The sequence below is a fragment of the Massilia horti genome (assembly GCF_004614195.1).
Classification (GTDB): Bacteria; Pseudomonadota; Gammaproteobacteria; order Burkholderiales; family Burkholderiaceae_D; genus Telluria; species Telluria horti.
In genome coordinates this window covers 12,300-36,292 of record NZ_SPUM01000136.1, presented here as the reverse complement: position 1 = coordinate 36,292, position 23,993 = coordinate 12,300, and the positions used below count along the sequence as shown (strand labels likewise).

Genomic DNA, 23,993 nt, shown 5'->3' with positions numbered 1-23,993 from the left:
GGGAACGACGGTTCACGCGCTAACTCAATGGTGCAACGTTCTCGCTGCCGTAGTTCTTTTTCACGTAATCGAACACGATCGACTGGAACTCTTCCACGATGCGCTCGCCGCGCAGCGTGGCGAATTTCTGGCCGTCGACGAACACCGGCGCGGCCGGCGATTCGCCGGTGCCCGGCAGGCTGATGCCGATGTTGGCGTGCTTGGACTCGCCCGGGCCGTTGACGATGCAGCCCATCACCGCCACGTTCATCGCTTCCACGCCCGGATAGGCCTTCTTCCACTCGGGCATTTGCTCGCGCAGGTAGCTCTGGATGTTGTCGGCCAGTTCCTGGAACACGGTCGAGGTGGTGCGACCGCAACCGGGGCAGGCGATCACCATCGGCGTGAACTTGCGCAGGCCCATCGTCTGCAGGATTTCCTGCGCGACCACGACTTCCTTGGTGCGATCGCCACCCGGTTCAGGCGTGAGCGAGATGCGGATCGTGTCGCCGATGCCCTCCTGCAGCAGCACCGACAGCGCGGCGGTCGAGGCCACGATACCCTTGCTGCCCATGCCGGCCTCGGTCAGGCCAAGGTGCAGCGGGTAGTCGCAGCGCTTGGCCAGTTCGCGGTACACGGCGATCAGGTCTTGTACGCCGGATACCTTGCACGACAGGATGATCTTGTCGCGGGGCAGGCCAATTTCTTCGGCGCGCACCGCGTTCTCGATGGCGGACGTGATCAAGGCCTCGTACATCACGGCCTGCGCGCTCCACGGCTCGGCGCGCGCGGCGTTCTCGTCCATGATGCGCGCCAGCAGCGACTGGTCCAGGCTGCCCCAGTTCACGCCGATACGCACCGGCTTGTCGTGCTTGATCGCGATCTCGATCATCTGGGCAAACTGGGTGTCGCGCTTGGCGCCCTGCCCCACGTTGCCCGGGTTGATCCGGTATTTCGACAGCGCCTGCGCACATTCCGGATAGTCGCGCAGCAGCAGGTGGCCGTTGTAGTGGAAATCGCCGACCAGCGGTACGTCCACGTCCATTTTGTCGAGCTGTTCACGGATCGCCGGCACGGCGGCCGCGGCTTCCGGCGTGTTGACCGTGATGCGCACGATCTCGGAACCGGCGCGCGCCAGTTCCTTGACCTGGATCGCGGTGCCGATCACGTCGGCGGTGTCGGTATTGGTCATCGACTGCACCACTACCGGCGCGTCGCCGCCGACCCAGACCTGGCGCTTTCCATGCGCGACCAGCACCTTGCGGCTGGCGCGGCGCGCAAGCGGGCCGGAGGGGATGGGCAGATGCGAAGAAGTCATGTTCCTTACCTTTGTTACTTCAGGCTGATACGCGCGGTCTTGCCCGGCAGATCGACGGCGGCGCCGCGCAGGGTGGCGGAAACGCCAGGCGCGTTTCCAACTACGACCTTGACCGGTTCGGTTACGTTCACCTTTTCGGTGCTGCCTGCCTTGATCAGCTGCGAGAGCAGCGGCTTGCCGCCGGCGACCGGCGCAACGGAAATCCAGGAATCTTCGCGCACGGTGAACACCAGCTCGTTGTCGCCGGCAGCGGCAGCGGGCGCGGCAGCCGGGACCGCGGTCACGGTGGCGGCGGCGACTGCCGGTGCGGCTGCGGGTGCGGCCGCCGGCGCCGTCGTAGCGGGGGCCTCTGGCGCCGTGGCCGAAGCCGACGGCACCGAGATCAGCGGCACCGAGGTGTTCTGCAGGGGCTCGGGGCTGGAGCCGCCATGGGCGCTGGCGGGTGACTCGCTCACCGGAGCCGGCAAGGCGGTAGACGCCGAGGCGCCGTTATCCGCCGGTTCGGCCGGGTGGCCTACCTTCTCCACGCCGAAATGCCATGCGGCAGCAGCGACGATCACCACCACGGCCGCGCCGGCGATCCAGCCGAACGGCAATGAGGTCCGCTTGCCGCCCGGCGAAAAGCGCACTTCCGAAAACGTGGTCGGCTTGGCTTCGCGCCGCACCGGGCTAGTGGCCGCCGCTTCCGGCGCCTCCATCTCGATCATGGCAACCAGCGGGGCCGCGTCCATCTTGAGAATCTTGGCGTAGGCACGCACGAAGCCGCGCGTTACCGCCGGGCTGGGCAGCGAGGCATAATCACCCGCCTCCAGCGCCACCACCTGGCGTACTGCTAGTTTGAGTTGGTCAGCAACCTGTTCCACGGTCCAACCCATCGCCTCGCGCTGGGCGGCCAGTGCCTGGCCAGGGATGCCGTGATGCTGCTGCTCCGGCGCCACCGGCTGATCTGCCCGCTCTGAAGTCATTATCGTCGTCTCACTCATCAAATGCACCGCGCTCAAAGGCCGCAAATTCGGGCGAGCCGGGGAAGCGCCGCCGCAATTGCGCGGCAAGGCTCGCCTCCGTCGTGCGATCGCCCAGCTTGTGCTGGACCCGCAGTGCGAGCCACAGCACATCGGCAGACAGCGTATCGAGTTTCGAGACCGCCGTCAGCCGGTTAATGAAAAAACCGGCGCGCGTGTAATCGCGCCGTTCGTGGTAAACCCGTGCCAGACCCACGTTGCTGGCCAGCAGGTCGGGATCGTAACGCAAGGCGTCGAGGAAGTAACGCTCGGCCACCTCGAATTGTTTGGTCTTGAGACTACAGTTGCCGGCATTGACCAGCGCGCTCACCGGCGTGGCGTAGCGCGGGTTCTTCAGCGCCGCCTCAAAATAGCGCATGGCATCAACCGGCTTGCCGGCGACCTGGCACAAAAAGCTGCCATAGTTGTTGGCCAGCTCCGGGTTGCCCGGTGCCAGACGCATGGCCTGGCGATAATTATCTTCCGCCAGCTGGGCCTCGCCCATCGCGGTGTAGACCAACGCGCGCATGCCATAGGCGTCGGCGTAGTTTGGATCGGACGCGATCGCCTGCTTGACTTCGTCGAGCGCGATCTCGTACTTCTGGTCCTGGTAATAGCCGATCGCCAATTGCAGCCGGATCGACGCGCGCCGCTCGGCCGCAGTCTGGTCGGACGCGGTCTTCAGTTCCCGCTGACCGGCGCCGTCAAGCGCCGCGCAGGCGGCCAGCAGCGCCAGCGCCAGGATCCAGGCAACGCGTCCTGCCAGGGCGGCGCTCAAGAAGGTATCTCCACAATGCGGCCGAAGTTGGCGCCGAACTTGTTCTTGTACTCGGCCATCTTCTCCATGCGCTGGGCGACGCGGGTGCGGTCCTGCACTTCGCCGGCCAGTTGGCCGCAGGCGGCGTCGATGTCGTCGCCGCGGGTCTTGCGGATGGTGGTCACGATGCCCGCGTCCATCAGGACCTGAGCAAAAGCCTTGATGCGCGGGTTCTTCGAGCGCACCAGGCCGGATTCCGGGAACGGGTTGAACGGAATCAGGTTGAACTTGCAGGACACGCCGACCTCCGGATCATTGACCAGTGCCACCAGCTCGCGCGCGTGCTCGTCGGTGTCGTTCACGCCGTCCAGCATGCAGTACTCGAACGTGATGAAGTCGCGCGGCGCGAATTCGAGGTAACGCTTGCAGGCCGCCAGCAGCTCGCGCAGCGGGTATTTCTTGTTGAGCGGCACCAGCATGTCCCGCAGCGGATCGTTCGACGCGTGCAGCGACACCGCCAGCGCCACCGGGCATTCCTGCGACAGCTTGTCCATGTTGGGCACCACGCCTGAGGTCGACAGGGTCACGCGGCGGCGCGACAGGCCGTAGGCGTTATCATCGAGCATCATCTTGAGCGCGGTGACGGTCGGCTCGAAGTTCAGCAGCGGCTCGCCCATGCCCATCATCACCACGTTGGTGATCTGGCGCTCGCCCTTCGGGCCGGGCTCGATGCCTTTGCTCTTGCGCAGCTCAAACTCGGCCATCCACAGCTGGCCGATGATTTCCGCCACCGTCAGGTTGCGGGAAAAGCCCTGCTTGCCCGTCGAGCAGAAGCGGCAGTTGACGGCGCAGCCGGCCTGGGTCGAGATGCACAGGGTGCCACGCGTCTCTTCCGGAATATACACGGTCTCGACCGCATTGCCGTTGCCCACGTCGACCAGCCACTTGCGGGTGCCGTCGGCCGAGATGTGGTCGCTGATGATGCCAGGTGCGCGCACTTCGGCGCGCGTCTTGAGTTTTTCGCGCAGCGACTTGGCCAGGTCGGTCATCTGGTCGAAGTCAAACGCCCCGAACTGGTGGATCCAGCGTTGCAGCTGCTTGGCGCGAAATGGCTTCTCCCCCAATTCGGCGCAATAGGCGACGAGTTGCGCGGGATCGAAGTCCAGCAGATTGGTGAGAGTTGCCATATTTATTCCTGAATCTTCAAAAAAACGTCCGCCCGCCGGGCCCTCAAAGGCATGAGCGAGCGGGTCACAGCTTAAGAACCTACCGGCGAATTAACGCGAGTAGACGTTCAGCGCCGGGAAGAAGTAAGCGATTTCCACGGCAGCAGTTTCAGCGGCGTCCGAACCATGGACGGCGTTAGCGTCGATCGAGTCAGCGAAATCGGCGCGGATGGTGCCCTTGTCTGCCTTCTTCGGATCGGTTGCGCCCATCAGGTCGCGGTTCTTGGCAATCGCGCCTTCGCCTTCCAGCACCTGGATCATGACCGGACCGGACACCATGAAGTTGACCAGGTCGTTGAAGAACGGACGCTCCTTGTGGACAGCGTAGAAGCCTTCGGCTTCGGCACGCGACAGCTGCGCCATACGGGCGGCGACGATCTTCAGGCCAGCGCCTTCAAAGCGGCTGTAAATTTGGCCGATGACGTTTTTTGCAACTGCATCGGGTTTGATGATCGACAGGGTGCGTTCGATTGCCATGTAAAAACTCCAATAAAATGAAAGGTTTAAATCGAGATATTGAGAACTCAATCAACCTTTGATTTTACCATACATCCCCCCATCTGACGGATATTGCACCAGCAGCAAGCAAAGTGTTACAGTTGCGCGGGTAACCCGGGCTCTGCCCTGCACGCCCGCCGCGCCAGGTGCTATCCTTGAGCTGACTGCACCGGCTGTACGCACTCGAATTTGAACACTAACCGGAGGCATTATGATCCCTAGCATGCAACACAGTTACGACCTGGCGTCAGTCCAGGCCACGCGGCACAAGGTGCTGCGCAACACGTATTGGCTGCTGGCGCTGTCCATGATTCCGACGGTGCTCGGCGCCTTCATCGGGGTGACGATGCAGTTGCCGATGCTGCACGGCGGCATGGGCTTCCTGCTGTTCCTGGCAATCGCCTTCGGCTTCATGTTTGCGATCGAAAAGACCAAGGAATCGGGCATCGGCGTCGCGGTGCTGCTGGGCTTTACCTTCTTCATGGGGCTGATGCTCACGCCGCTGCTGCGCCACACGCTGGGCTATTCGAACGGCGGCAGCCTGATCATGACCGCGTTCGGCGGCACCGCCTGCGTATTCGCCGTCATGGCCAGCATCGCGACCGTATCCAAGCGCGACTTTTCGGGCCTGGGCAGCTGGCTGTTTGCCGGCGTGATCGTACTGCTGCTGGCGATGGTGGCCAACATCTTCCTGCACATGGCCGTGCTGCAAATCGTGATCTCGATCATGGCCGTCGGCATTTTCTCGGCGTTCATCCTGTTTGACGTGCAGCGCATCGTCAACGGCGGCGAGACCAACTACATCAGCGCCACGCTGTCGATCTACCTGGACGTGTACAACATCTTCACCCACCTGCTGAGCCTGCTGGGCATTGCCGGCGGCAGCCGCGACTGAGCGGGTTTTAGTGGATTAGAGAAGCCGGCCTGCGGGCCGGCTTTTTTGTGCCTCGGGCACATGCGGCTCATGTAGGGTGGGCGGGTCCCCCCGCCCACGCGTTCAACCACAGGCTGAATCAGACGCAAACTATGCGCAACCGTACCGCGTGCGCACAGGCCCTCGGCGGTCCCGCGCCCCCTACGGAATCCCGCATCGGGCGCTGGCTTATTCCGGCAACTCGAACACGCCCACCGACTCGACGTGCGAGGTGTGCGGGAACATGTTCACCACTCCCGCCTTCTTGAGCACATAACCCGCGCGGTGCACCAGGATGCCGGCGTCGCGCGCCAGCGTCGACGGGCTGCACGACACATACACGATCCGGCGCGGCATCATTTCCGGATGCGTCTCGCGCAGCTCGGCCAGCGCCAGCGCCAGCGCCACTGCGCCATCGCGCGGCGGATCAACCAGCATGCGGTCGAACTTGCCCAGCGCGATCAGATCATCCTTGGTCACTTCGAACAGGTTGCGAGTCGAGAACGATGTCTTTTCCGACAGGCCGTTGGCCTTGGCGTTTTCCAACGCGCGGATAGTCAGCGCAGTGCTGCCTTCGATGCCGACCACTTCGCGCGCCTGCGTCGCCAGCGGCAGCGTAAAGTTGCCCAGGCCGCAGAACAGGTCCGCCACGCGGTCGGTCTTTTGCACTTCGAGCAGGCCAAGCGCCTTGTGCACCAGCAGGCGGTTGATCTGGTGGTTCACCTGGGTAAAATCGGTCGGCTTGAACGGCATCCGGATGCCGAACTCGGGCAGCGTGTAATACAGTTCCTTGCCCAGCGGGTAATACGGCGCGGCGGTGTCCGGGCCCTTGGGCTGCAGCCACCACTGGATGTTCCACTGGTCGGCAAATGCCTTGATCAGTTCTTCGTCGGCAGCCGTGAGCGGTTCCATGATGCGCAGCACCAGGGCGGTCACGTCCTCGCCGACCGCGACTTCGATCTGCGGCATCCGGGTGTAGATCGACAGCGAACGCACCAGTTCGCGCAGCGGCATGAGCATCTGCGCCACGTGCGGCGGCAGGATTTTGCAGTCCTTCATGTCGGCGACATAGGACGAGCTGCGCTCGTGAAAGCCGACCAGCACCGTTTCCTTCTTGGCCACATAGCGCACCGACAGACGCGCGCGGTAGCGGTAGCCCCAGGTCGGGCCGTACATCGGCCGCATGACGGTCTCGGGCTTGACCTTGCCGATGTGCCACAAGTTATCTTCGAGCACGCGCTGCTTGATCGCGACCTGGGCCGAGGGCTCGAGGTGCTGCATCGAGCAGCCGCCGCAGTGCGCAAATTCGGGGCATTTGGGCTCGACCCGCATCGACGAGGCGCGCGCCAGGGTCACCATGCGGCCAGATTCCCAGTTTTTCTTCTTGCGCAGGGTTTCAAAGCTGACCCGTTCGCCCGGCAGCGCGCCTTCGACGAAGATCACCTTGCCCGGCGTGCCGTCCTCGTTGTCAGGCAGGTGGCCGACGCCACGGGCGTCCATGTCTAAAGCTTTGATGTCGATGAAAGTGTCTTGCATGAGCGTGAAGAAGTGGGAACGGCGGGCTGAGGACAAGCCAACCATCGCCGGCACGCGCGATGCCGGCATCAATCAGCGAGTCAATAAAAACGGGCCGTATCGGCCCGGGCGCATCATAGCAAGGAATCGCGCACGACGCCACGGGCGGTCATTGCCCGTTTGAGCTTGACCAGCGCTTCCTGCTGGATCTGGCGCACCCGCTCGCGCGTCACTCCCATCTCCTCGGCCAGGGTCTCGAGCGTGGCCGGGTCGTCATTGTCCAGGCCAAAGCGGCGCATGATGACCAGCCGCTGCTTGTCCGGCAGGCGCTTGAGCCAGTCGCGCACCAGCACCGTCATTTCGTGGTGTTCGGCGCGCGTGTCGGGACAGTCGTCGGCTTCGCCCGGCAGCATGTCCATCAGGCTCGAGTGGGGATCGTTGTCCAGCGGCGCATCGAGCGAGGTGGCGTGCTCGGACAGCGCCAGGATGTCCTGCACCTCTTCCACCGGCCGCCCGACCAGGCTGGAAATGTCTTCGGCGGTGGCGTCCTTGCCGTCGTGGCGCTGGGCTTCCAGGTGGTACTTGGCGCGCAGGATCTGGTTCAGCTCGCGCACCATGTGCACCGGCAGGCGCACCGTGCGCGCCTGGTTCATGATCGCGCGCTCGATGCTCTGCCGGATCCACCAGGTAGCGTAGGTGGAAAAGCGGAAGCCGCGCTCGGGTTCGAACTTGTCGATCGCGCGCATCAGGCCGATGTTGCCTTCTTCGATCATGTCGAGCAGCACGACACCGCGGTTGATGTAGTGCTTGGCGATCGATACCACCAGCCGCAGGTTGTGTTCGATCATTGTCTGGCGCGCGCAGAAGTCGCCGGCCTTGGCCAGGGTCGCAAAATGCGATTCCTGTGCGGCCGTCAACAGCGCTCGCGCGCCGATCTGGTTCAGGTAGTGCTGGGTGGTATCGGTCGACAGCTCGGCCTGCAGCACCTTCTTGAGCTCGTCGACGCTCTCCAGTTCGATGCCGCCCTCGGCAACGGCCTCGCCCTGCGCCACGCCGTCGGCCGCAAGCACGCCCTCGCCATCGGTCTCGTCGGGCGGATCGTCCGGCGGGTCGTGCTGCTCAGGATGCTGCGGCTGCGTCATTGGACCTCTCTAACGGCTGGGCAGGAACCTCGACGGGTCGACAGGTTTGCCCTGCTGGCGAATCTCGAAATGCAGTTTGACCGAATCGGCGTCCGAATCGCCCATTTCGGCGATGGCTTGGCCCTTGCTCACGGTCTGCCCCTCCTTGACCAGGATGGTGCGGTTGTGGGCATAAGCCGACAGCAAGCTGTTGTTGTGTTTGACGATGACGAGGTTACCATAACCGCGGATGCCGCTGCCAGCGTACATGACTTTTCCGGCGCCGGCCGCCAGCACTTGCTGGCCGAGCTTGCCTGCAATGTCGATGCCCTTGTTCTTGCCTTCGTCGAAAGTAGCGATGATCTTGCCGTCCGACGGCCACATCCAGGACAGCTTTTCCTCGTCGGGCGCGCTCACCGCGGCGCCTGGCGTCACCGGGGCGACCGGGGTGACGCTCGGTGCGACCGGGGTCACCGACGTTTCCGGCTTGACCGGTGTCGACGTCTCGGCCACGTTGCCTTCGGTGTACGGACGCTTTTCGCCCTTCGGCACGACCTTGCGCGGCACCGGAGCGGCGCCGCGATCGGGCATGGGCACCGGCATGGTCTGGACACCGGCCGCGCGGTCCGGCGGGACGACGCGCAGCGCCTGGCCAACCTTGATGTCGTCCGGATCGGACAGGTTGTTCCAGGTCACCAGGTCGCGGTAGCTCTGGCCGTGGTCGAGCGCGATGCGCAGCAAGGTGTCGCCCTTCTTCACGGTGTAGGTGCCGGGCGCTTCCTGCTTCGGCGCCTCGGTCACGACCGGCGGCGGGGTGACCGGGCGCGGACTTGGCTTGGCGGTGGTCACAGGGCGCTCGGCCACCGGAGCCTGGCGGCCTGTGGAGGTGCAGGCGCCAAGCAGACCGAGCGTCATGGTCAACAGGGCTAGGCGGTAATTCTGTTTCATTCTCATTTGATTAGGTTCGACTTTCTTGGCACGACTGAGAGGTAGTTTCGAAATGAGCATGACTGCGCTGCGACTTGTTGCCGTGCGTGCACTGTCTTCGTCGCCACGCCTGCCCTTCTCATTTTGAAACGACCTCTAAGCGGTGCCAGGGCGCAAGGGCACGAAATGGCAGGCTTCCAGCGTGGCGCTGGTCCATTCCGTCTTGCCGATGCGGGTGATTCGTTGCAATTGCTGCACCTGGGCACCCACGGGTGCGACCAGGCGTCCGCCGATGGCCAATTGCTCCAGCAGCGCTTGCGGCACCTCGAGCCCAGCCGCCGCCAGGATGATGCCGTCAAACGGCGCGACCTGCGGCAGCCCAAGCATACCATCTCCGTATTGCAACCGCAGGTTAGAAATGCGCAACGGGCGCAGGTTTGCTTTGGCGAGCTCGTGCAGGCCTTTGATGCGTTCGATCGAATACACGTCCTGAGCCACGCAGGCCAGCACCGCGGCCTGGTAGCCGCAGCCGGTGCCGATCTCGAGCACGCGCCCGAGCTTGCCCTGGCCGCGCGTGACGCCCTCGCGCAGCGCCTCGATCATGCGCGCCACGATGTAGGGCTGGGAAATCGTCTGGTTGTGGCCGATCGGCAGCGACGCATCGATGTAGGCCTGCGCCGACAGCGCCGGCTCGATGAACAGGTGGCGCGGCACGCTTTCCAGTGCGCTCAGGACCATCTGGTCTTTCACGCCTTGGCGCGCGACCCGCTCGACCATGGCGCGCCGGATGTTCTGGGTCGCGGCCAGCTCGGAGCGCTGGGCGGCGGGCGCCACTGGCAACGCCGGCTGGGCGTAACTGGGCGCTTTGGGAGCAGGCCCGGGCGCCGTCGGCATCCTGGCCGCGCCACCATGCAGCGCCGACAGTGCCGCGTTCTGGGTCGCGGTCTGGGGCGTGGCGACCGGCGCCGGCGGCGCAGCAGATTTCCGGGCGCCGCCCGTCACGGACGACAGCGGTAGGGGAAAGTTGCTGCGCTGCTCTTTCATGCGAGCCCCCGCGTCAGTCTGGCAAGCTGCTCCTTGTTGGTCAGGTCGATCTGCAACGGGGTGACCGACACCTGGCTGTGGCTTGTCGCGTAGAAGTCTGTGCCCTCGCCGGCGTCCATGCAGCCGCCGGGCGCTCCGATCCAGAAGATTTCGCGCCCGCGCGGATCGAGCGAGCGGATCACCGGCTCGGCATGGTGCCGCCGGCCGAGGCGGGTTGCGGTGATGTTGCCGAGCTGCTCATACGGCAGGTTCGGAATATTTACGTTCAACAGGTACGGACTGGGCATGTCGAAGCGGCGCAGCACGATGTCGCGCGCCACCCTGGCAGCCGAGTCGAGGTGCTCCCAGCCGTGTGCAACCTGGGAAAACGCGATCGCCGGGATACCGAACAAATAACCTTCGGTCGCGGCCGCCACGGTGCCAGAGTACAGCGTGTCGTCACCCATGTTCTGGCCATTGTTGATGCCGGACACGATCAGGTCGGGCCGGTAGTCGAGCATGCCGGTCAAGGCCACGTGCACGCAGTCGGTGGGCGTACCGTTGACGAAATAGAAACCGTTGGTGGCCTTTTGCACCGACAGTGGCCGGTCCAGCGACAGCGAGTTGGACGCGCCCGAGCGGTTGCTGTCGGGGGCGACTACCACGATGTCGGCGACTGCGGCAAGCGCGTCGGCCAGTGCGTTGATACCAGGGGCGAGATAGCCGTCGTCGTTACTGATAAGGATTCGCATGAACGCGATTTTACCCGAAGCAACGTCGCATCGATCACCTGCCGCCAGATTAATTCTTGGCGGCGGGGCCGAGCCCGGCCGGCGAGGCGCCTGGCTGGCCGAGGGTTATCGCACTGTCAATGGCTTGCCCCGGATGCCTGGATCAGTACGCCTTCAGGCGGGAAGCCTCGTCCTGGGTGAACGCGAGCAACGCATCCAGGTCACCATCCTGCTGGTAGACCTGCTTGATCATCGCCACCCCACGCCGCCGCAGCGGATGCGCCACGCTGGGACGCAGGATCGTCTTGCGCAGGCTGTCGGCCAATGCCCGCGCCTCACGCGAGCTGCGGTTGTCGATCAACTTTTGCAGTTGGGCCAACTTGAAGTCCAGGGTATCGGGCTGCAGCGCCGGATCGCGCAGGTCGGACAGCGGACTCCTGGACGTCGGCACCGCGGCCAGCGAGTCGTGCGGCCCGGACGACATCGCCCGGATGTTCAATAACCGGTTGCTGACCTGCTGCACGCTTTCCTCGAGCTTGCGCGCCGCCTGGCTGTTGCCCTGGCTCGACAGGGTCGCCGCCAGCGCCTTCTTGCTGCGCAGGGTCTCCATGTCCTCGTGGCCGTGGATCCGCTCGTGGAGGTTGACCACGTGCTGCTGCAGCCGGCGCGCCGCCTCCAGCTCGCCCTGCTGGCCGAGCGTGGACGCCAGGCGCAACTGGATGGAGAGGGTTTCCGGATGTTCCGAGCCAAGACGCCGCTCGCGCGCACGCGCCAGCGACTCCTGCATGCTGCGCACGGCTGCCAGGTCGCCCTGTGCGGCCAGGATTTCGGCCAGCGTTTCGCGCGCCTGCAGCGTTTGCGCGGCGTCGACTCCGGCATGCCGTTCGCGGGCGCGCACCACCGTTTCCTGCAGCTTGCGCGCATTGTTCAGGTCGCCCATCTCGCACAACAGCGCGGCCAGTTGCTGGGTGCAGCGCAGCGTGTCCTCGTGCTCGGTGCCGAGCAGGCGCTGGCGCCCTTCGAGCACGCGCTCGTAGACCATGCGCGCGCGGCTGCGCTCGCCCTGGCGGGTCAGGGTCTCGGCCTGCCCGGCCAGGCTGTTCAGGGTCGCCATGTGGCCGGGGCCCAGGCGCCGCTCGCAGGCGCTGGTGACCTGTTCGTGCAGCGCCAGCGCGCCATCGAACTCCCCCAATTGCGACAACGTCGCCGCTAGGCCGGAGCGCGCCGACAGCGTTTCCGGGTGGTCCGCGCCGGCGAGACGCTCGCAGTCTTCCACCAGCAGTTCGTACAAAAATTTGGCCTCGTGCAGCTTGTCGCTCTGGCGCAGCAGTGCCGCCAGCGCACTGCGGCTGGCGCGGGTGTCGGCATGCTCATCGCCCAGCAGGCGCTGGCGCAGGGCCGTGCTTTCCTCGAAACAGGCCTGGGCCTGGCGCGCATGGCCCTGGCTGCGGTACAGCTCGCCCAACCGCACAAGGTCGCGCGCCAGCGGCACCGACACCGCGGTCGAGATGCTGTCGCCGGCCGCCGCACGCGCCGCCGAGATGGCGTCGAGCAGCTGTATCTCGGCATGCGACTGCCACGGAAAATAACCGCCAGCCACCCAGTCGAGCAGGATCGAGAAGGTGCGCGTGAGCGAGAAGCGGTCGCCATCGCGCTCGCTTGCTATCGCCAGGTGCTCGCCGCTGGACATGGCGTTGGCCTGCTGCAGCTGGACCTCGTCCAGATAGCTGTCGAGCGACAGCTGGGACATGCCGTAACACGCGCGCAGCAGCCGTTCGAGCGCGGCCTGGTAGCCGGGCACGCCCTTGTGCGCGTCGCCGCGCCGCCACTGCTGGCGCCGCTCGCAGTCCGCGCTGTCGATCGCGCAGGGCAGCGGGTACACCAGCAGCGGGCGCTGCTCGTCCTCATGGCTGACGCGGTATTCGATAGCACGCCTGACCACGCCGGCCAGCCCATCCAGGCTGCGCTGGCTGGGCGTAAACAGCGCCACCAGCTTGCGCGGCAATAAAGCGGTGCAGACGCTGACCGCCGCCGAGCGCCCGCTGCGGCAATCGATCAGCACGTGGCGGAAATGGCGCGCCATCTGCTCGGCAAAGCAGCGGTACAGCGCCGGACAGGCGGCGAACAGCGCGTTCCAGTCCATCGCCGCCGCGCGTTCGCCGTAGGTGTCGTCAAAGCGGCCGGCTCGCATCAGGTACAGGGGCCGGCTCTCGTCGACGCGCTCGACATAGGCTTCCCAATCGATCGCTTCCAGCACCAGCCGCGCCAGTTCGTCGTCGTTGGCGGCAGCCGGCGAGCGCCCCAGGCTTTGCAGCTGGTCGCGGCAGGCCTCGAAATATTCCAACAGGCCCGGACGGCCGGCATCGTGCGCCTCATGGACCGGACGGTCCTGGCCGTCGCCATGCCTGTCATGGCGCGCCTCGAAGTAATGGTGCAGCCCGGGCGATTCGGTATCCCAGTCGATCATCAGGACCGGGACGGTGGCGTTCTGGCGCCCGGACAGCAGAACGGCCATGTTTGACAGCGCGACGCTGCGCGCGGTGCTACTTTCGAAAGAATAGAAGGTCGTGACCTCGCCAGGTGCGGTAATCGGCGGAAGCGTAATGCGATCGATTTCCATTTTGCTCCTCATATTTTTGGGAAAGTTATATCCGGGATATCGCGCCATTCCGATGGGACCGCGGGAAGCACGAATTGGTTGCAATCGTGCTCAGAGGGCATGTACATCTTCTGGTACTGGTAGTGCGTCGCGATCCGCTTGACCATCTTCTCGATGTCGGGCAAAAAATCGGGATTCGACTTCAGGTCAGGCGTCGCCATGGTGTAATGCGAGAAGTCGACATAGAGGCTGGCGCCGGTGATCTGCGGCGGCAGCTTGTGCGGGTGCTGGGTCATCACGACCGGGATGATCAGGTGGCTGGGCAGGGTGTACCACTTGCTGCGCTCTTCCTCCAGCAGCCGCATGGCGGCATACTCACGCCGGGTGTAGGCGTGGGCCTCGTACTTGGGGGTGTAGATCAGGATCATGCACACGCTCTCGCACATGGCGCGCGCGATCTTGCGGTCCAGGTCGTCCCCTCCGCCAAGCTGTTCAGTATCGATGAACAGTTCGTCCTCGTTGTCGAAATACGGCTCGAGATAGCAGCGCAACGCATCGGCAAGCGTGTTCTTGAACCTGTTCATGAGCTCGTGCCGGCCATGCGCGTAACTGAAGAAACAGCCGTAACGAATCGCCATCGCCATCCCCCCATTTACAATTGTGCTAACTGGCGTGTTCTCGCATCCATGACTCTAACAAGGGCTACCTCAGCCATTTTGCGGTCGCACAAAACGATTGGCGACCTCGGCCATATCGCGAGAATGCCCATTCTTTGGTGCACGTTTTTGTGCCAAAGGACGTGAATTAATTGAACAGGAGAAGTAATGAAAGCTGTACGATGCCATGCCTGGGGACCACCGGGCACGTTGCAAATCGAAGACCTGCCGGACCTGCAGCCGGGACCGGGACAAGCATTGGTCGACGTGAAGGCAGCGGGCGTCAATTTCCCGGACGTGCTGACAGTGCAGGGAAAATACCAGGTGCGCCCGGCGTTGCCCTTCACTCCCGGCAACGAGTTTGCCGGCGTGGTGCGCGCGGTGGGTGAAGGCGTGACCAGCGTGGCCATTGGCCAGCGCGTCATCGGGTTCACCCGCACCGGCGCGTTTGCCGAACAGGCGCTGGCCCCCGCCGATGCGCTGCTGCCGATCCCGCCCGGCATGGACTTCGACACCGCGGCCGCGATCACCCTCACCTACGGCACCTCGCACCACGCGGTGGTGGACCGTGGCGCGCTCAAGGCCGGCGAAACCATGCTGGTTCTGGGCGCGGCGGGCGGCGTGGGACTGGCCGCAATCGAGATCGGCAAGCTGCTGGGCGCGCGCGTGATCGCGGCGGCGTCAAGCGATGAAAAGCTGGCGGTGTGCCGCGCGCATGGCGCCGACGCGACGATCAATTACGACAAGGAAGATTTGCGGGAGGCGATCAAGGCGGCCACCGACGGCAAGGGACCGGACGTGATTTACGACCCAGTGGGCGGGCCGTACAGCGAACCGGCGCTGCGCTCGATCGCGTGGCGCGGGCGGCATCTGGTGGTCGGCTTTGCGGCGGGCGAGATTCCGAAATTGCCATGGAACCTGATGCTGCTCAAGGGCGCGTCGGTGGTGGGCGTGTTCTGGGGCGACTTCGTGCGCAAGGAACCGCAAGCGAATTTGGCGGCGATGCAGCAGATGCTGGAGTGGATGGAGAAGGGCAAGCTCAAGCCGCTGGTATCGAAGCGCTATCCGTTGGCGGAGACGGCACAGGCGCTTGATGACATGGCCGAGCGGAAGGTGGTCGGCAAGGTGGTGATCGTTCCATAGCGGGCGAAGCGCAAACACACGAAAAGTGATCACTTGCGAGACGAAAAGGCGGCATTGCCGCCTTTTTGCTTGCTCGGCTCGGTGCTACTGGAACGGCCAAAACCAGACCTCTCCCGACGTCCAGTGACAGGCCGTGCCGCAGCGGCTTTCTGAAGGCTTGTTTGCTCGCTGAAACTGCGGCGACACGATGTCGATGTGCCCGCCCTCGTACAAGCCGGGGATCAGGTGGAAGAATGACACCACCCCGCGACGGTCGCCAATCTCACCAAATGCTTGGCCCCTATCGTTCTTGTGCTTCTCCGGCGGGCCAAGCATCGAGCTGCGCGCGAGGATATGGGATAGCTTTTCCTGCCCGGGCTCGATCCGATGGTTTTTGAACGGCCCCTTGCGAATTGGCATTCGTGCATCTGGAATGATGACGCCCGACTTGATCAGCGCGAGACTCACCCTCGTAGCGCAGGTGTTCTCGTACTTGGGGTCGCGTATTAGATCGTCCCAGCCGATCTCGCGGAACAGTTCACGGGTTGGCACGAGATCACGTTGTGGGTAATTGGCCGCGAGTACGTTGAACTGAAGTTTCAACATGGCGGACTCCTATTGGCAGGGAAAGCGGGCGACGTACTGGTCGAGGAGTGCCTTCGCCGCGTTGGTATTCGTTGGCGATTTTTCCACCGCATAGATCACGCGGTCGTCGCGCTCCCCTGGCTCCATTTGTGCAGGCGAGCACCACTTAGTGCCTTGGGTCAAATCCACCACGGCGGCCAGATAGCCCTCCGCGTACGCCTTATCACCCTGCACTCGTGGAGGCCAGTCGGCGGGGAATCCGGGCGCGCCCCGCCATTGCCGGACGAAATCGGTGCTGGACAGTTGTGGGGGGAATAGGATTGTCTTGCCAGCCCCGGCCGCATACCCGCCGACAACAACCAGCAGACCAAAGATCAAGGTTCGGTTTCGCATAACTACGCCGCCGTCTTGTTGGAGGCGAGATCCCAGCCGCCCATCGTGTTCCCGCCAGCGCCGCCACCGATTTTCTGCTGGGTGTACGTCTCCAGAATCTTCGAGTAGTGCAACGTGAACTGCTCGACCAAGAGGCCCGATCCGGAAAAGCTCTTTTTGTTCGACGACACAAGCACGTTGCACAACGTCAGTTCGTAATATTTAATCCGGTTGGCGCCGTCGGCGCGCATGAATTTCAGGGTAGCCTTCGGGATCGTCCTGCCCTGAGCCACCAGTTCCATCAACTTAGGCGAGGCAAGGTCAACCAGTTTGGTAAAATGTACTGGGTCGAATGACGCCCTTCCGATCGTATGTCCGCCTGAGGTGGAGACCGGGCCGGCTGTCGGTTGTTCGTTCCCCCACGTAACCGAAATCACCTCGATCGAGTCCTTGTGCTTCTCATCCATGGACTCTCCCTTGATCCCTTCAATTTGCAGATAGACGTCGCTTGCCATGATTCCTCCTGATGTGTGAACTGTATGGCAATTATTGCCAAGGAAGCATCAGAGGATGTTGGCGTGCGTCAAGCACGGGGGCGGGCGCAATCAAGACCTCCCTCTGTCCGCGTGGGGCAACTCGGACATTATTCGTGGCCTCCAATTCAGCGCCACTATGCAGCTGCGTACACCGCTACGAGTGTTGTTGCGGCACGGGGAAATTCATACTGACAGAACCATGGCGGCACCGCAAGTCGTGCGAGAACGTTGGGAAGGCATCTGGATAACAGTGCTAAAGAGTTTTGAGGAAGTCGCGGCTGGTCCCAATAGCACCGATGAAGAAATCCAGTTCTTCAAGCGGCTTGATGCTGGCCTAGCCCAGCCTCACACCGTAGCCTCAGACATCGGCCCCATATTTGCAGATGAGTAATTACTGTTTTTAATTGCCGTCCGAGAAATTCTTGAAGTCAACGGCAATATTGAACATCGCATCAATATGCTTACGAGACGCGCTTCCGTGCTAACTGGCACGTGTTTTTGGTTCAGCACGGTGGAATAGATGGGATTGTCGAAAGATTTTTCCCGCCGTTTATGAATCTGGCGCCTGGTCTAAATACCCCAAATCGTATTGCGGCGGCATCCGACAAGACCCTATTAGCTATCAAGGGGATTGGTCCCGCTAGGTTAAGAGCAATACGTGACCTTTGTGCAAGTATCACCAGCAACCGCGATGGGGACCGAGTGGACCTTGTGAAGACCTAGCACGAAGGTCCCTCCTTGGCAAAACGGCTTGACGTCCGGCGTTTGCGATCTATCCTAAATATGTCCTCGAAAAAGAGGGGAACAGGTTTGGCGACCTGAATAACGAAAGCGCACGAACCGCGCAATGCGGTTTTTTTACGTGTTTGCTTGCCTTCGCTCGTTCCCTATGGGCGGTGGTGGCAGGGATACCTTCGGGTATGCCGGTGTGCTTTCGTGCCGGTTCGCCAACCCTGCCATTTACCCCCTCCCAATCTTAGAGGGTAGCGGCTCAAACAAACAAGGAGCGCACTATGTCTACCACTACACCCGCAGTATCCGCTTCCGCAGTCCACGGCGATATCAGGAAATTCAAAAGTGCAGTCATTGACATGGATGCGTTATCGCAAGGTGGGTTCTCCAAAATCTCATCCATCGCCAGGCTTGCACTAGCCGCACTGGAAGGGCCGAAACGCCCTCGCAAAGATGAGGACATTGCCAACGCTCTGACAGCTATTTGGAGCATTGCCGATGACATTGAGAACTGTATCAATTCCAGAGCGGAGGAAGTCGGCGCAAATTACGTCGACGATAGCCTTCTACGTCGGCAGGCGGCCACCGTCCAGGCCCCCTCGGCGGACGGCGGTGCAGCATGAGCGCCCGAACGACTGCCGCGCCAGCCCGGCCGGCGCCTACCATCATCGCTCGCACGCCGTACGGCCACATGCATGTTGACCCTGACGATGCTAGTGACCATGTGCTTATGCGCGCGCGCCAATTGGCGGAACTCCTTCTTCTGATTCAACCTGACGACGGTCCGAGCAATATGCTGTGGATGGCACAGCAGATAGCCGACGAAATCGTCGAGACAATGGAAGGCATGATGCGGGTTGCTGGAGATGCGGCATGAGCGCCGCAGCTCCGCGCGTCGCGTTCGACGATATCCGCATGGCTACTGGACATATTGCCGGGAGGGTCTCCCATGACTAACATCGACAGCCGAATGTTCGGGAGGTCATGGTGGATGCAACCTCTTGCCGCGCGCTACGCATCGATTGACGCCCACAATGCAGGCCTTACTGTTCAAGTCGAAATTGCGCCGCGGCCTCAGCACAAGGACGAGGCTCCGTGCATCACTTGGCGCGGTACCGCCGAACAGTTCCTACGAACAAAGTCATTTCCAAAAGGCGTTTCTGCCAAACGAGCCAGCGGTAAATACTTCCATCCGGACCAACTGAGAGGCACTGTTTATCCGGACGGTGACGATAGGTTTGTTTTCGTTATCGAGTTTTGCAATTATCACGGCAACAAGTATCCAAAGCGCCTCGTCGAACAGGCGCTTAAGGACGAGGCCTATCTGGCTTTCCGCAATGTTGTCCTGGCAGGATATCCCCTAACCGAAGACAGCACGGGTGCAACATGAGCGCCCGGAAGAAGCCCACAGCGCGGTCGGAGTGCATGCGCCTAGTCGCTGGGGATGGGGGATAACGACCGAGACATACGCCAGACCGAGCCCAGCCAAGTGCTGGGCATTTCGCGTCTGGCGGCTATATCGGCGTCAGTCGGCAACAGCCGTTGCTGACTAGGAAATTCGAGCCATCTCCGCGACACGCCAAGCGATGAAGAGCACTGAGCCGAGGACGAGATAGCGGAACTGCCATTTCCCGTAACTTTGTGCAGTGCCCGCGTTGCCATGTAGTGCCTGGCGCGTGCCCTCGATTGCTGCATTGAGATAATCACCACCCGGGGGTTGTTCCGGATGAGTTCCGTTTTGCAACTGCAATAAAGCCATGTTCCCGAACATCGTGGATTGTACCCATAAGAGATTTTGGCATCCGGCGTAAAAGCTCGCTGCCCAGCATATTGTTGCCAGTCCCACAGGTAGCAGCCACCAGCTGAATCGGAGCCCCTCTGTTTTCTGCACTGCGAAGCCGATTGCTGCACCAGCCGCAGCGAGGAGGAAATAGGTGTACTTTTCTTGCCCAGTTTGGTGAGCCTTATAGATATCGGACATCGCGCCGTCGTATGCCATTGCCGGCCTCCTTAAATAGATGCTCAGAAGTCAGTTAATACAACAATTTTCAACTGTATCAATATTGCCGACTTGCATCCACAATGTCACGTGGAGGCATTTCATTGGTAGGCCCCACCGGAGTCGAACCGGGCACCAACGTATTAAGAGTCCGGTCCGGATGACGCAGCCGACAGGCTGCCCGGCTGGAAGAACTCGATCACATCCGCCTGCACCCGGGTGCGCTTGAACGGCGGCAGGCTCTGCCAGATCCGCCGTCCGTACGGTTTGCTGATGATGCGCGGATCGCAAATCATCAGCACCCCACGGTCGTCGACGTCGCGAATCAGGCGCCCTGCCCCCTGCTTGAGGGTAATGATCGCTTCCGGCAACTGATGGTGCATGAAGCCGTTCAGCCCCTGCTTTTCCATCACCTCGATGCGCGCCGCCAGCACGGGATCGTCCGGCGGCGAGAATGGCAGCTTGTCGATGATGACGAGCGACAGCGCATCGCCGCGCACGTCCACGCCTTCCCAAAAGCTCTGGCTGCCAACCAGCACGGCGTTGCCGGCATTGCGGAACGAATCGAGCAGTTCGGTGCGTCCGCGCTCGCCCTGCACAAACAGCGGAAACGGCAAGCCGCGGTCGGCGAATTCCTGGCGCAGCCGTTCGGCCACGCGATTCACCGCGCGCAAGGTCGTGCACAGGAAAAATGTGCGTCCGCCCGCCGCCTCGATCACCGGCAGCGCGCAATCGACCACCGCGTCCGTGTAGGCGAACGCGTGCGGTTCCGGCAAGCCCGTCGGGACGTACAGGAGGCCTTGATCCTGGTAATTGAACGGGCTCGGCCAGGTCTTGGCGGGCTCGCCGGTCAGGCCCATCTGGTCCGAAAAGTGGGTGAAGTCGTTCTTCACCGCCAAGGTGGCGGAGGTGAAGATCCAGGCCCGCGGCGTGCCTTCGCGCTGGCTGGAGAACACCGGCGCCACCGACAGCGGCGTCTTGTGCAGTTGCAGCGAGGACGAAAACGCCTCGACCCACAACACGGCCTGGTCGCCCTCGACCACCTTGCCCTTGGCATCCGGCTTCCAAGCATCGAGCGCAGCCTTGAGCTCGACCGCGCGCACCCGGCACTGCTCGATCGTTTCGGCGCGCTCGGCCTGCTCCTCGAGCACGGTGATCATGCCTTCGAGCTCTTCCTTGAGCGTTTCGAGCGCCGGAAAGAACGGCGAGTTCGGCATGATCTGCGGCAGCGACAGCCGCATGGTGTCCTGTCCAAAGGTCAGGCGCAGGTCGCGCGCCGCCTTCTCGACCACGGTCACGACCTTGGCCCAGTCCGGCCCGCGCGCATGCGCCAGGCCCTCGGCCAGCACGTCGCGGCACAGTTCCAGCACCTGCGAGGTCGATACGGTCTGGCCGAAGAACATGGTCGCGGTGTCCGGCAACTGGTGCGCTTCGTCGAAGATTACGGTGTTGGCAGACGGCAACAGTTCGGCCACGCCGGTGTCCTTGAGCGCCACGTCGGCAAAGAACAGGTGGTGGTTGACGACCACCACGTCCGCCTGCTGCGCCTCGCGGCGCGCCTTCATCACGAAGCAGTCCTGGTAGTACTGGCACTCCTGGCCCATGCAGGTGTCGCGGGTCGAGGTCACCAGGTTCCACACTGATGCCGTCTCCGGCACCTTGGTCAGCTCGGCCTTGTCGCCCGAGTTGGTCATCTTGATGAAGCGCGAAATTTCGCGCAGGTGGCCGACGTCGTCGCGCGAAGTCAGGCGGCCGTTCTGCAAGGTGCGCTCGAGGTGAAAGTGGCACACGTAGTTGGAACGGCCCTTGAGCAGCGCGACCGACACCGGCGCCTTGAGCGCGGCTCGCACGGTCGGAATGTCGCGCAAAAACAGCTGGTCCTGCAGGTTCTTGGTGCCGGTCGAGATGATGGTCTTGCCGCCCCATAGCAGGGCCGGGACGAGGTAGGCGAAGGTCTTGCCGGTGCCGGTTCCCGCCTCGGCCATCAGCACCTGCTGCTCACCGATCGCCTGCGCGATCGCCTTGGCCATTTCGGTCTGCGACTGGCGCGGTTTGAAGGTGCCGACGGCAGGCGCAAGCGGGCCTCCCGCGCCGAACAGGCGGTCGACTTCGGCATCGTGTTTGCCTGGCGGCACAGGCTCGGCCAAGGCTGGGTCGCCGGCTAACAGGTCGGCTTCAGAGTGGTGATCAGTCAAAGTGGCGGTGGGCGCAGTCAGGCCGGAACGTCCGGCACCAGTTGCATTTTCAGCAGGGTGATATGGTCTTTCAACTGCAGTTTACGCTTTTTCAGGCGGCGTAGCTGCAGCTCGTCGGCATGGCCGTCGCGCGTCAGCAGCTCAATAACAGCGTCGAGGTCGCGGTGTTCCACGTCGAGCTCGATGATGCGGCGCTGGATCTCCTGGACGTCCATGTTGTGCTGTTCCCAACGGATTGTTACAAAAAACGCAGATGGTTTGAATGCCAACGCATACAATCACTGCGCCGGCGCCTCTAAAAACGTTACGGCTTGCAACACCGTTGCGCTAAGTGCATAGTTTAATCTACGCCGAGGTTGCCGCCAACAAAGAATGGCGCGTACGGACACGCACACAAGTTTATGAGCTCTTACAAGATCGAAGCCGGAACAGCGCAACACATCGGGAACCGGCCGCGGCAATGCGACCGCACCGCCCTGTTCACCGGCGCCCGCGCGCCCGGCTATGTGCTGGCAGTCCTGTCCGACGGCGTGGCCGGCTCCGCCGCATCGGAGCAGGTATTGCACACCGCCAAGCAGGTCTTCGACCAGTTCAAGCCGGGTGACCAGGCGAGCATCGCCCGCATGGAACAGTTGCTGCACGAGATCGTCCACGAGACCCATCTGATCATCAAGATGAACAACGTGGCGGCGCAGTCGGAGGCACAGGCGAGCTTTGTCGGCATGGTCCTGTCGCCGCACGGCCAGGCTGTGTGGGCCCACGTGGGCGATTCACGGTTGTACCGCTTTTCCAACGGGCACTGCGCGGACCGGACCAGCGACGCGGCCTATGTCGAGCACCTGGCGGCAAGCGACAAGGTGCCGCTCGAAGCGGCCAGGAACCACCGCAAATCCAAACTTCTGCTCAACCTGCTTGGCAACAGCCGCAAGGAACCGTTCGTCACCATTGGCCATCACACGGGACTTGCGGCCGGCGATGCCTTCCTGCTGTGTTCAGACGGGCTGTGGCATTTCTTCACCGATGCCGAGCTCGCGACGGTGATCGCCAGGTCTACGCCGCGCCAGGCCTCGGAAATGCTGATCAGCAAGGCCGGCGAGCGTTCGGAAGGCAAGGGCGGCAACTGCACGATGGCGATCGTCAAGCTCGTCCAGCCGGTGCAGGAGGCTGGTTAGCAATAAGGGCGAGGTCAGTGGCCAGTGCTCACTCGCGCCAGCACCACATCCAGTGCTACTGGCTGGCTATCGCCCTTGGGCGAGGTTGGGATGCCTCCGATACTGCGCAGGCGTTTGGGATCGATGAAAACCTTGCCATCCCGTTCTGATGCAGGCGACCAGGACACCTTGCCCGCCTCTTCGCTGACGACGATCTGTTCCCCCGTAGCCGGAAAACTCGGACCCCATTCGCCGGTGCGCGAATTGAATTGCCGCGTCTCGCCATCGACCTTGCCAAGGTAGACACGGTCAACCTTGACCTCCATCGACTGGCAGCCGCCCGCGTTCGAAACACAAACCGTCGAACTGCCATCGGGGTGGGCCGTCGAAATTGCAGGACAAACGGGAGGACAATTTTCGGCACCCGGAGGTTGCAGGCTCACTCGTTGGACGTGGCCGGTGAGCAGCACATCCTGGGCCGACGCAAGGGAGCAGGCGCCGAGCGCGACAGCAGCAATCAGTCTGAAACAGGTCATTTTCTTCCCTTTCTCGAACGTGGCTATCAATTGCTTCATCCTAAGGTGTCAAAGGCTTTCTCCTGGAGACTCTTTGGCGCCTTGCGCTGCCAAGCAGAAAAGATAAGTCCCTTTACGACCGAGGGAATCGCCCCTGCAAGAGTAATGCGAACGCCGATCACCTTGTTACCCCACATAAGCCTTTCGACGAATTGCGGATACAAGGCAAGCGCTTGTTCACGCGACTCGTCCGACACGAAGATGTGAATGAACTCATCCCCGGGGGGCACCGTGACGAAGATCTTGCCTCGCACGCGAAAAGACGCATAGTTAAAGTGCGGCGCCTCTGCTGCCTCTGGCAGCGACAGGGCATACTTGCGAACCGAAGAGAATTTCATTGTTTTGGCCCCCAAGAGCGACGCAAGTGGTCATCTGCATTGCCATTGCGACCTTGCCTCTGATCTTGACCATCTTGCCATCACATTACCTCAAATGCAACATTGATTTAACAATATGCGCGAC

General features: G+C 62.6%; 26 protein-coding genes. 6 read left to right on the top strand and 20 right to left on the bottom strand.

Features of this window, described 5'->3' with window-relative positions:
- Positions 1-19 precede the first annotated feature (19 nt).
- The 5 genes from ispG to ndk all read right to left on the bottom strand — a co-directional run bounded on the left by ispG (position 20) and on the right by ndk (position 4,758).
- Positions 20-1,297 carry a flavodoxin-dependent (E)-4-hydroxy-3-methylbut-2-enyl-diphosphate synthase gene (gene ispG, locus E4O92_RS20975; protein WP_135191612.1) on the bottom strand — a complete coding sequence of 426 codons (1,278 nt, stop codon included), beginning with the start codon at positions 1,295-1,297 and terminating at the stop codon, positions 20-22.
- 14 nt (positions 1,298-1,311) lie between these two features.
- Positions 1,312-2,262, bottom strand: a complete 951-nt coding sequence (locus E4O92_RS20970; RefSeq protein WP_135191611.1) for a helix-turn-helix domain-containing protein — start codon at positions 2,260-2,262, stop codon at positions 1,312-1,314.
- Between the two features lie 10 nt (positions 2,263-2,272).
- Positions 2,273-3,076 (bottom strand): type IV pilus biogenesis/stability protein PilW, encoded by an 804-nt coding sequence (pilW, locus tag E4O92_RS20965; protein WP_135191610.1) that lies wholly within the window; start codon positions 3,074-3,076, stop codon positions 2,273-2,275.
- Positions 3,073-4,242, bottom strand: coding sequence for a dual-specificity RNA methyltransferase RlmN (rlmN, locus tag E4O92_RS20960; protein ID WP_135191609.1), 1,170 nt, complete (start codon positions 4,240-4,242; stop codon positions 3,073-3,075). Before rlmN ends, pilW begins: the two co-directional genes overlap by 4 nt.
- Before the next feature lie 90 nt (positions 4,243-4,332).
- Positions 4,333-4,758, bottom strand: a complete 426-nt coding sequence (gene ndk, locus E4O92_RS20955; RefSeq protein WP_135191608.1) for a nucleoside-diphosphate kinase — start codon at positions 4,756-4,758, stop codon at positions 4,333-4,335.
- A gap of 244 nt (positions 4,759-5,002) precedes the next feature.
- Between ndk and E4O92_RS20950 the strand changes: the two genes are divergently transcribed.
- Positions 5,003-5,674, top strand: coding sequence for a Bax inhibitor-1/YccA family protein (locus E4O92_RS20950; RefSeq protein WP_229483634.1), 672 nt, complete (start codon positions 5,003-5,005; stop codon positions 5,672-5,674).
- Between the two features lie 207 nt (positions 5,675-5,881).
- Here E4O92_RS20950 and rlmD read toward each other — a convergent pair whose 3' ends face one another.
- The 7 genes from rlmD to E4O92_RS20915 all read right to left on the bottom strand — a co-directional run bounded on the left by rlmD (position 5,882) and on the right by E4O92_RS20915 (position 14,246).
- The gene (gene rlmD, locus E4O92_RS20945; protein ID WP_135191606.1) at positions 5,882-7,228 is read right to left on the bottom strand and encodes a 23S rRNA (uracil(1939)-C(5))-methyltransferase RlmD; all 1,347 of its coding nucleotides are present in this window, start codon (positions 7,226-7,228) and stop codon (positions 5,882-5,884) included.
- Positions 7,229-7,341: 113 nt separating this feature from the next.
- Positions 7,342-8,349, bottom strand: a complete 1,008-nt coding sequence (gene rpoS / locus E4O92_RS20940) for an RNA polymerase sigma factor RpoS (protein WP_135191605.1) — start codon at positions 8,347-8,349, stop codon at positions 7,342-7,344.
- A gap of 9 nt (positions 8,350-8,358) precedes the next feature.
- Positions 8,359-9,276 carry a peptidoglycan DD-metalloendopeptidase family protein gene (locus E4O92_RS20935; RefSeq protein WP_135191604.1) on the bottom strand — a complete coding sequence of 306 codons (918 nt, stop codon included), beginning with the start codon at positions 9,274-9,276 and terminating at the stop codon, positions 8,359-8,361.
- 135 nt (positions 9,277-9,411) lie between these two features.
- The gene (locus E4O92_RS20930; protein ID WP_135191603.1) at positions 9,412-10,299 is read right to left on the bottom strand and encodes a protein-L-isoaspartate(D-aspartate) O-methyltransferase; all 888 of its coding nucleotides are present in this window, start codon (positions 10,297-10,299) and stop codon (positions 9,412-9,414) included.
- Positions 10,296-11,030 (bottom strand): 5'/3'-nucleotidase SurE, encoded by a 735-nt coding sequence (surE, locus tag E4O92_RS20925; protein ID WP_135191602.1) that lies wholly within the window; start codon positions 11,028-11,030, stop codon positions 10,296-10,298. The genes E4O92_RS20930 and surE overlap by 4 nt, the downstream gene beginning before the upstream one ends.
- Positions 11,031-11,172: 142 nt before the next feature.
- Positions 11,173-13,629 (bottom strand): tetratricopeptide repeat protein, encoded by a 2,457-nt coding sequence (locus tag E4O92_RS20920; protein ID WP_135191601.1) that lies wholly within the window; start codon positions 13,627-13,629, stop codon positions 11,173-11,175.
- Between the two features lie 8 nt (positions 13,630-13,637).
- A complete protein-coding gene (locus E4O92_RS20915) occupies positions 13,638-14,246 on the bottom strand; it encodes a toll/interleukin-1 receptor domain-containing protein (RefSeq protein WP_135191600.1) in 609 nt (202 codons plus the stop codon).
- 186 nt (positions 14,247-14,432) lie between these two features.
- Between E4O92_RS20915 and E4O92_RS20910 the strand changes: the two genes are divergently transcribed.
- Complete coding sequence (locus tag E4O92_RS20910) at positions 14,433-15,407, top strand: NADPH:quinone oxidoreductase family protein (RefSeq protein ID WP_135191599.1); 975 nt, start codon at positions 14,433-14,435, stop codon at positions 15,405-15,407.
- Between the two features lie 84 nt (positions 15,408-15,491).
- Here the strand turns inward: E4O92_RS20910 and E4O92_RS20905 are convergent, their stop codons facing one another.
- Genes E4O92_RS20905 through E4O92_RS20895 form a run of 3 tightly spaced genes read right to left on the bottom strand, consistent with a single transcriptional unit; the run spans position 15,492 to position 16,858 of the window.
- Positions 15,492-15,992, bottom strand: coding sequence for a T6SS effector amidase Tae4 family protein (locus tag E4O92_RS20905; RefSeq protein ID WP_135191598.1), 501 nt, complete (start codon positions 15,990-15,992; stop codon positions 15,492-15,494).
- A gap of 9 nt (positions 15,993-16,001) precedes the next feature.
- Complete coding sequence (locus tag E4O92_RS20900; protein ID WP_167759849.1) at positions 16,002-16,364, bottom strand: Rap1a/Tai family immunity protein; 363 nt, start codon at positions 16,362-16,364, stop codon at positions 16,002-16,004.
- 2 nt (positions 16,365-16,366) lie between these two features.
- Positions 16,367-16,858 carry an Hcp family type VI secretion system effector gene (locus tag E4O92_RS20895; protein WP_135191596.1) on the bottom strand — a complete coding sequence of 164 codons (492 nt, stop codon included), beginning with the start codon at positions 16,856-16,858 and terminating at the stop codon, positions 16,367-16,369.
- A 1,034-nt stretch (positions 16,859-17,892) separates the two neighbouring features.
- Between E4O92_RS20895 and E4O92_RS20890 the strand changes: the two genes are divergently transcribed.
- From E4O92_RS20890 to E4O92_RS20880, 3 genes are all read left to right on the top strand, one after another.
- The gene (locus E4O92_RS20890; protein ID WP_135191595.1) at positions 17,893-18,234 is read left to right on the top strand and encodes a hypothetical protein; all 342 of its coding nucleotides are present in this window, start codon (positions 17,893-17,895) and stop codon (positions 18,232-18,234) included.
- On the top strand, positions 18,231-18,488 hold the full coding sequence (locus E4O92_RS20885; protein ID WP_135191594.1) for a hypothetical protein: 258 nt from the start codon (positions 18,231-18,233) through the stop codon (positions 18,486-18,488). The genes E4O92_RS20890 and E4O92_RS20885 overlap by 4 nt, the downstream gene beginning before the upstream one ends.
- A gap of 72 nt (positions 18,489-18,560) precedes the next feature.
- A complete protein-coding gene (locus E4O92_RS20880) occupies positions 18,561-19,001 on the top strand; it encodes a hypothetical protein (protein WP_135191593.1) in 441 nt (146 codons plus the stop codon).
- Positions 19,002-19,160: 159 nt separating this feature from the next.
- On the opposite strand, the gene E4O92_RS20875 is transcribed toward E4O92_RS20880, so the two are convergent.
- The 3 genes from E4O92_RS20875 to E4O92_RS20865 all read right to left on the bottom strand — a co-directional run bounded on the left by E4O92_RS20875 (position 19,161) and on the right by E4O92_RS20865 (position 22,020).
- On the bottom strand, positions 19,161-19,610 hold the full coding sequence (locus E4O92_RS20875; protein ID WP_135191592.1) for a hypothetical protein: 450 nt from the start codon (positions 19,608-19,610) through the stop codon (positions 19,161-19,163).
- A 143-nt stretch (positions 19,611-19,753) separates the two neighbouring features.
- Positions 19,754-21,778 carry a DNA repair helicase YoaA gene (gene yoaA, locus E4O92_RS20870; protein WP_370660020.1) on the bottom strand — a complete coding sequence of 675 codons (2,025 nt, stop codon included), beginning with the start codon at positions 21,776-21,778 and terminating at the stop codon, positions 19,754-19,756.
- Positions 21,779-21,822: 44 nt separating this feature from the next.
- Positions 21,823-22,020 carry a YdcH family protein gene (locus E4O92_RS20865; protein ID WP_135191590.1) on the bottom strand — a complete coding sequence of 66 codons (198 nt, stop codon included), beginning with the start codon at positions 22,018-22,020 and terminating at the stop codon, positions 21,823-21,825.
- Positions 22,021-22,206: 186 nt separating this feature from the next.
- Between E4O92_RS20865 and E4O92_RS20860 the strand changes: the two genes are divergently transcribed.
- A complete protein-coding gene (locus tag E4O92_RS20860; RefSeq protein WP_135191589.1) occupies positions 22,207-22,977 on the top strand; it encodes a PP2C family protein-serine/threonine phosphatase in 771 nt (256 codons plus the stop codon).
- Positions 22,978-22,991: 14 nt separating this feature from the next.
- On the opposite strand, the gene E4O92_RS20855 is transcribed toward E4O92_RS20860, so the two are convergent.
- On the bottom strand, positions 22,992-23,531 hold the full coding sequence (locus tag E4O92_RS20855; protein ID WP_135191588.1) for a hypothetical protein: 540 nt from the start codon (positions 23,529-23,531) through the stop codon (positions 22,992-22,994).
- A complete protein-coding gene (locus E4O92_RS20850; protein WP_135191587.1) occupies positions 23,528-23,869 on the bottom strand; it encodes an MmcQ/YjbR family DNA-binding protein in 342 nt (113 codons plus the stop codon). The genes E4O92_RS20855 and E4O92_RS20850 overlap by 4 nt, the downstream gene beginning before the upstream one ends.
- Between the last annotated feature and the right edge of the window lie 124 nt (positions 23,870-23,993).

Bases quoted from the DNA above. Each gene is read 5' to 3' on its own strand.
- E4O92_RS20855 (WP_135191588.1), bottom strand. From the start codon at position 23,531: ATGAAGCAATTGATAGCCACGTTCGAGAAAGGGAAGAAAATGACCTGT.
- ndk (WP_135191608.1), bottom strand. From the start codon at position 4,758: ATGGCAATCGAACGCACCCTGTCGATCATCAAACCCGATGCAGTTGCA.
- E4O92_RS20865 (WP_135191590.1), bottom strand. From the start codon at position 22,020: ATGGACGTCCAGGAGATCCAGCGCCGCATCATCGAGCTCGACGTGGAA.
- E4O92_RS20935 (WP_135191604.1), bottom strand. From the start codon at position 9,276: ATGAAACAGAATTACCGCCTAGCCCTGTTGACCATGACGCTCGGTCTG.
- ispG (WP_135191612.1), bottom strand. From the start codon at position 1,297: ATGACTTCTTCGCATCTGCCCATCCCCTCCGGCCCGCTTGCGCGCCGC.
- E4O92_RS20905 (WP_135191598.1), bottom strand. From the start codon at position 15,992: ATGTTGAAACTTCAGTTCAACGTACTCGCGGCCAATTACCCACAACGT.
- E4O92_RS20920 (WP_135191601.1), bottom strand. From the start codon at position 13,629: ATGGAAATCGATCGCATTACGCTTCCGCCGATTACCGCACCTGGCGAG.
- E4O92_RS20970 (WP_135191611.1), bottom strand. From the start codon at position 2,262: ATGACTTCAGAGCGGGCAGATCAGCCGGTGGCGCCGGAGCAGCAGCAT.
- E4O92_RS20850 (WP_135191587.1), bottom strand. From the start codon at position 23,869: ATGAAATTCTCTTCGGTTCGCAAGTATGCCCTGTCGCTGCCAGAGGCA.
- E4O92_RS20880 (WP_135191593.1), top strand. From the start codon at position 18,561: ATGACTAACATCGACAGCCGAATGTTCGGGAGGTCATGGTGGATGCAA.
- E4O92_RS20910 (WP_135191599.1), top strand. From the start codon at position 14,433: ATGAAAGCTGTACGATGCCATGCCTGGGGACCACCGGGCACGTTGCAA.
- rlmD (WP_135191606.1), bottom strand. From the start codon at position 7,228: ATGCAAGACACTTTCATCGACATCAAAGCTTTAGACATGGACGCCCGT.
- rlmN (WP_135191609.1), bottom strand. From the start codon at position 4,242: ATGGCAACTCTCACCAATCTGCTGGACTTCGATCCCGCGCAACTCGTC.
- E4O92_RS20930 (WP_135191603.1), bottom strand. From the start codon at position 10,299: ATGAAAGAGCAGCGCAGCAACTTTCCCCTACCGCTGTCGTCCGTGACG.
- surE (WP_135191602.1), bottom strand. From the start codon at position 11,030: ATGCGAATCCTTATCAGTAACGACGACGGCTATCTCGCCCCTGGTATC.
- E4O92_RS20950 (WP_229483634.1), top strand. From the start codon at position 5,003: ATGCAACACAGTTACGACCTGGCGTCAGTCCAGGCCACGCGGCACAAG.
- E4O92_RS20875 (WP_135191592.1), bottom strand. From the start codon at position 19,610: ATGGCATACGACGGCGCGATGTCCGATATCTATAAGGCTCACCAAACT.
- E4O92_RS20890 (WP_135191595.1), top strand. From the start codon at position 17,893: ATGTCTACCACTACACCCGCAGTATCCGCTTCCGCAGTCCACGGCGAT.
- rpoS (WP_135191605.1), bottom strand. From the start codon at position 8,349: ATGACGCAGCCGCAGCATCCTGAGCAGCACGACCCGCCGGACGATCCG.
- E4O92_RS20860 (WP_135191589.1), top strand. From the start codon at position 22,207: ATGAGCTCTTACAAGATCGAAGCCGGAACAGCGCAACACATCGGGAAC.
- E4O92_RS20885 (WP_135191594.1), top strand. From the start codon at position 18,231: ATGAGCGCCCGAACGACTGCCGCGCCAGCCCGGCCGGCGCCTACCATC.
- E4O92_RS20895 (WP_135191596.1), bottom strand. From the start codon at position 16,858: ATGGCAAGCGACGTCTATCTGCAAATTGAAGGGATCAAGGGAGAGTCC.
- E4O92_RS20900 (WP_167759849.1), bottom strand. From the start codon at position 16,364: ATGCGAAACCGAACCTTGATCTTTGGTCTGCTGGTTGTTGTCGGCGGG.
- E4O92_RS20915 (WP_135191600.1), bottom strand. From the start codon at position 14,246: ATGGCGATTCGTTACGGCTGTTTCTTCAGTTACGCGCATGGCCGGCAC.